This is a genomic window from Acinetobacter sp. 1566109 (assembly GCF_000582255.1).
Classification (GTDB): Bacteria; Pseudomonadota; Gammaproteobacteria; order Pseudomonadales; family Moraxellaceae; genus Acinetobacter; species Acinetobacter nosocomialis.
In genome coordinates this window covers 1-5,579 of sequence record NZ_JEYB01000106.1, presented here as the reverse complement: position 1 = coordinate 5,579, position 5,579 = coordinate 1, and the positions used below count along the sequence as shown (strand labels likewise).

The following is a 5,579-nucleotide window of genomic DNA, read 5'->3' as shown; positions in this document are numbered from 1 at the left end:
TCATTATCAATCCAGAAACGTAAAATAATGTCACGCATAACGCCGCCTGGATAAGCCAGCATATTGTCTATAAATGAACTAGAGGTGGCGTGGTCAACAATAAATTCTCGGTTATCAAGATTTTTTAAAAGCTGCCAATAGGTTTTTAAATTGCCAATTGGGTCCGTTAATTTAAAACCGAGTGTGTTTTGCCAACCATGAATATGAAACACTTCACTTGGTACATGTTGGCGAATACGAAAAGGGGTGTGCTTACGAACCCACTGTGCAGGTTTGGTCAAGCTTCCATAAAGTTTACCCATATAACCCGCTTTATGGGTGTCGATAGGTGAAGCAAGAATAATCAAATTTTTAATATCTTTATCTTTAAATAACGCGGTATAGCAGAGTGAAAGAGCACCACCTAAACTCCAGCCATGTAAAGAGAGCTGTTGTTGTCCACTATGTATACGAACCTGTTTTAACATTTCAGGCATAAAGACTTTTATATAGGTGCCAAAATTGTATTTTGCCTGATGTCGGGTTGGTACGCCCCAGTCGATTAAATAGACATCAAAACCTTGAGCTAAAAAGTAACGTATAAGGCTGCGTGTAGGGAACAAATCGTAAATAAGCATGTTGACTGCTAATGGTGGAACGATGACTAACGGTACGCTGTGTTTAGCTATAGGAGCTTCAGCCTCATTTTTATAGTGACGTAAACTCATAATTTCATGCTTATAAATCACATCAAAAGGTGTTTTTCCTGACAAGGCAATTTGAGGGCCTCTAAAAAACAGATCTGATGCATTGGTCAGCATGTGAGGTATTTTCTGACCAGCACGCTTTTTAAGTGACGTTTTAATCGACTTCACTTGTGGAACATTCTGTCGAACTTTAAGCAATAAACTCATTGAATATAAAACCTGTAAATATTTTGCCCAGAGCAAATAACGAGCTGGTCTTTGAGGAATATTAACGGGAATAGCAGATGAGTTCAGTGACTTAAAAGACAGGATTTTCTGTTTAAGGTATCAAACCCTAAATATCTTTAAATTTTGAATTATTTTATTTAAGTATTTGATATTAATCGTTAAATAAGAATTTATTAACAATTATGTATAAAATATTTAAAAATTTAAGCTATTTTTAAGAATAGTAAAAAATGTATTGCTAGGGTAATTTTGTAAAGTTTATTTGTGTTTTTTTTACATATGAAAAAATAAAATATAATTATTTTACAATCGATTAGAAATGTAATTAGAAAGTAGTATATATGGAATTTGTTTTTAATGGTTTTTATACACTAATTTCGGCGGTCATCGTTTTATTGTTGGGCCGCTTTCTTGTTAATCGGATTGATTTTTTAAAACGTTACAATATCCCTGAACCTGTAGCCGGTGGTTTGGTTGCTGCGGTAGTTTCTTTGCTTGTCCACAGTTTATGGGGGTACAGCATTGTTTTTAGTAGTGAATTACAAACCAGCTTTATGCTCGTGTTCTTTGCTTCAATTGGTTTAAGTGCCAATTTTATGAAGCTTAAAGAAGGTGGTAGTGCGTTAGTCATCTTCTTAATTTGTGTAGCCTCATTTATTGTTGTGCAAAATGCTGTTGGTATGAGCCTTGCGACATTATTGGGTTTAGACCCACTTATTGGTTTAATTGCAGGTTCAATTACTTTAACTGGTGGTCATGGTACAGCAGGTGCGTGGGGTGAAATCTTAGAAAGTCAGCATGGTATTCAAGGTGCTTTAGCCCTAGGTATGGCGAGTGCGACTTTTGGTTTGATTATTGGCGGTGTGATTGGTGGCCCTTTAGCCAAATTACTTATTAACCGTTATAGTCTTGCTCAACCAAAAACTAATGCGGAGATTCACCATCGTGATACGCATCTTGAACAAAATTCAGATGATCTCGCGCCGTTTGAAAACCCGCATCAAGTTCGTTTAATTACTGCCGATAATGCAATTACCACACTTGGTATGTTTGCAGCGTGTTTAGCGTTTGCTGAATTTATGACGGGCTTTAGTAAAGGAACATGGTTTGAGTTACCAACTTTCGTTTGGGCACTTGGTGGCGGTGTAATCTTAAGAAATATTTTAGAAAGTGTATTGAAAATTGATATTTTCGACCGCGCGATTGATGTGTTTGGTAATGCATCTTTATCACTTTATTTAGCAATGGCATTGCTTTCATTAAAGCTTTGGCAACTTGCCGACTTAGCTGGTCCGCTTGTGGTTATTTTGGGTGCTCAAACACTGACTATGGCTTTATATGCAGCATTCGTAACTTTCCGAGTAATGGGTAAAAATTACGATGCGGCAGTATTGGCAGCAGGTCATTGTGGTTTCGGTATGGGTGCAACACCAACAGCCGTAGCAAATATGCAGGCGATTACTAATATGTATGGTCCATCACATAAGGCATTTTTAATCGTTCCGCTTTGTGGTGCATTCTTTGTCGATTTAATTAATGCGACAGTGATTCAGCTCATGTTGAAGTTCATCGTTTAATAAAATAAAAAAAGCCCGTCAGGGCTTTTTTTATGGGTGTTTGTTTATGAATATTTCTTTCCCTGTATAGGCTCAATTTTTATTTCCCGATGATTTAAGCCATTTTATTTTTAGGATGCTTTTTCTCAAAACTAGTAATCGCCCTTACACCAAGTTTCACATAGAATAAATTGCAGATAAATAAAATGAGAAATGTATGAGCTCAGAAGCACATTCAATAAGCTTAGTTGCTCCAGTAGTGTTATTGGCAGCTGCTGTCATTGCAGTCCCTATTTTTAAACGCATTGGTTTGGGTTCAGTATTAGGTTATTTAATCGCAGGACTGATTATTGGCCCATTTGGTTTTGCTTTTTTTCAAGATTCCACAGCAATTTTACATATTGCCGAGTTGGGAATAGTGATGTATCTCTTTGTGATTGGTTTGGAAATGCAACCATCACATTTGTGGAGCCTTAGACGTGAAATTTTTGGTCTTGGTACGTTGCAGATCATTATTTGTGCGTTAGCTTTGACTGGCGTAGGGCTATTGTTTGGTTTCACATGGCAAGTCGCTTTTATTGGTGCTGCAGGGTTTGTACTAACCTCGACTGCGATTGTGATGCAGTTATTGGGCGATCGGGGTGACTTGACTCAACCACGTGGGCAAAAAATTGTAGCCATCTTACTTTTTGAAGATTTATTAATTGTGCCACTACTGGCTATTGTTGCTTTTATGGCACCAAATCATGTAGTCGAAAGCACATCTGTACGTCTGGAAAACATTGGAATTGGTTTACTGGCAATTGCAGGTCTCATTGCGGCAGGCTATTGGTTACTTAATCCGTTATTTAGACTCTTGGCCGCTGCTAAAGCGCGAGAAGTCATGACGGCCGCAGCTTTACTGGTTGTGTTGGGTGCGGCATTGCTCATGCAAGTCAGTGGTTTGACTATGGCAATGGGAGCTTTCTTGGCGGGTGTACTTTTATCTGAATCAACGTTTAGACATCAAATTGAAGCCGATATTGAGCCATTCCGAGGAATTTTACTGGGTCTCTTTTTCCTTGGCGTGGGTATGTCACTGGACTTATCAGTGGTTGCTCAAAACTGGCAACTCATTGTAAGTGGCGTAGTGGCCCTGATGTTTGTTAAAGCGCTCATGATTTATATTGTCGCTCGAGTAACCAAAAGTCCTCATACAGAAGCATTAGACCGCGCTTTACTGATGGCTCAAGGGGGAGAGTTTGCCTTTGTGCTTTTCTCTGCTGCATTAAGTGCCCAAGTTATTGATAGTACGGTTAAATCTAACTTAACTGCGATTGTTGTACTTTCAATGGTATTGACTCCAATTGTCGGTATTATTTTTAAACGATTTACTCAAGCTAAAGCAAAGGTTTCATTGGAAGACATCAATATTGCTGATGGACTAAGCGGTAGTGTTTTAATGATTGGCTTCGGGCGCTTTGGGCAGGTCACCAGTCAATTACTGTTGGCAAGAGGTGTAGATGTCACCATTATTGATAATAATACCGACATGATTCGAAATGCTGAAAAGTTTGGTTTTAAAATTTATTATGGGGATGGCTGTCGCCTAGATATTTTACATGCTTCCGGTGCTGCAACAGCACAGGCGATTGTGGTGTGTGTAGATAGTAAGGAAACGACTAATCGAATTGTTGAATTGGTTACTCACGAATTTCCTTTGGCAAAATTATTAGTCCGTTCATATGACCGTGAGCATTCACTGCATTTAGTCAAACAAAAAGTAGACTTTATGATCCGTGAAACGTTTGAATCTGCGATTAAGTTTGGTGGAGTGATTTTACAAGAACTTGGTGTAGATGAAGACGAAGTTGAAAGAATTACCGAGGAAATACGCGATCTTGATAATGAACGCTTTGAGACTGAAATCGCAGCAGATGACGTAAATGCAGGAGTAGGTATGCAATATACCCATACTTATCATCCAAGACCAACTGCACCATTGATTCGACCAAAGCGGGAAGGACGTATTCTAAATAAAGATAATGCCTCAGAAAATGAGGGAACTGATTAGTTATAACGCTTAGTAATGGCTTTAAAAGAACTTTTACTGAGCTTTTCTATAGGAGGAAGTACCTAACAACGAACTCCCTCCATTTACCAATTAAACCGTCTTACTTTAGTAAGTTAAATGGCTAATCATATTAAGTTAACCTAGAGATGCTCTAAGGCTGTGCCTTTAACAGGATTTCTGCGCCAGTAGTAAGGCTGTAAAAATCTAAGGAAAAGTTTCCAAGGTGTTATCCATGCGATTCGACGGTTAGCTTTTTTATTTTGAATAATTTGTTTTGCTAAATACGCACAAACAACTTCAGGTGGGTCAATTACAAAGAAGAATAAGCGTTTCATCTTTTTCCAGTTTTGTATATTGCCATGGGTCCAAGATGAAACTAACAAGTCGGTTGCCACCATGCCGGGGCTAAGAGTACCAGTTAAGATAGGAGTCGACTTAGTCTCTTTATAAAGCGCTTTACTAAAATAACTTACCGCCCGTTTAGTTGTCGCGTAGGCAGTCATTCCAGCACTCCATTCGCCATTGCTTCCCCAACCTTCCATGTTAAAGATTTGGCCATAACCTTGTTTAAGCATGCCTTTTAGAGCTACTTGCGAACCGAGCATTGTGCCTAAAATATTAGTCGATATGGTTGTTTTCAATTCATCTGGTTGAAGGTCAATGAACTCTTTTGTAGGGTGGCAGCTACCTGCATTATTAATCCATACATTAACTTGCCCAAAATGCTGAATTGCTCGATCCCACAGTGTTTGTACATCAGCAATTTGTGTCACATTGCAGCATAAACCAATAAATTTCTCTTTATTGAAATGAGTTTCTAAATAGGATAGGGCATGGTTAAGATGCTCAACATTTCGTCCCGCTATTACAACGGAACAACCAAGATCTAAAAAAGCATGGGCAAGTGCTAAACCAATACCCTTTGTACTTCCAGTGATGACTACACAACCAGCTTCACAGTTAGATAAACTCATTGAAATCTCTATAAATTTTTAAAACTCAAAGCTATTGAGCAATTTTTCATAAATGAGCGGTTTGCTCTTTTAATAAAAGCAG

Annotated in this window: 4 protein-coding genes; 2 read left to right on the top strand and 2 right to left on the bottom strand. The window is 38.4% G+C overall.

Annotated elements, in window-relative coordinates:
* Nucleotides 1-893, bottom strand: an 893-nt coding sequence (locus tag J582_RS24165; protein WP_032048789.1) for an alpha/beta fold hydrolase, incomplete at its 3' end; no start/stop codon positions are given.
* A gap of 362 nt (nt 894-1,255) precedes the next feature.
* Between J582_RS24165 and gltS the strand changes: the two genes are divergently transcribed.
* Together gltS and J582_RS24155 are read left to right on the top strand one after the other, a co-directional pair.
* Nucleotides 1,256-2,491, top strand: a complete 1,236-nt coding sequence (gltS, locus tag J582_RS24160; RefSeq protein WP_031983535.1) for a sodium/glutamate symporter — start codon at nt 1,256-1,258, stop codon at nt 2,489-2,491.
* A 196-nt stretch (nt 2,492-2,687) separates the two neighbouring features.
* Entirely contained in the window at nt 2,688-4,523 is a 1,836-nt protein-coding gene (locus tag J582_RS24155) for a monovalent cation:proton antiporter-2 (CPA2) family protein (RefSeq protein ID WP_004707961.1), read from the top strand.
* Between the two features lie 140 nt (nt 4,524-4,663).
* Here the strand turns inward: J582_RS24155 and J582_RS24150 are convergent, their stop codons facing one another.
* Nucleotides 4,664-5,497 carry an SDR family NAD(P)-dependent oxidoreductase gene (locus J582_RS24150; RefSeq protein WP_031983534.1) on the bottom strand — a complete coding sequence of 278 codons (834 nt, stop codon included), beginning with the start codon at nt 5,495-5,497 and terminating at the stop codon, nt 4,664-4,666.
* Nucleotides 5,498-5,579 lie beyond the last annotated feature (82 nt).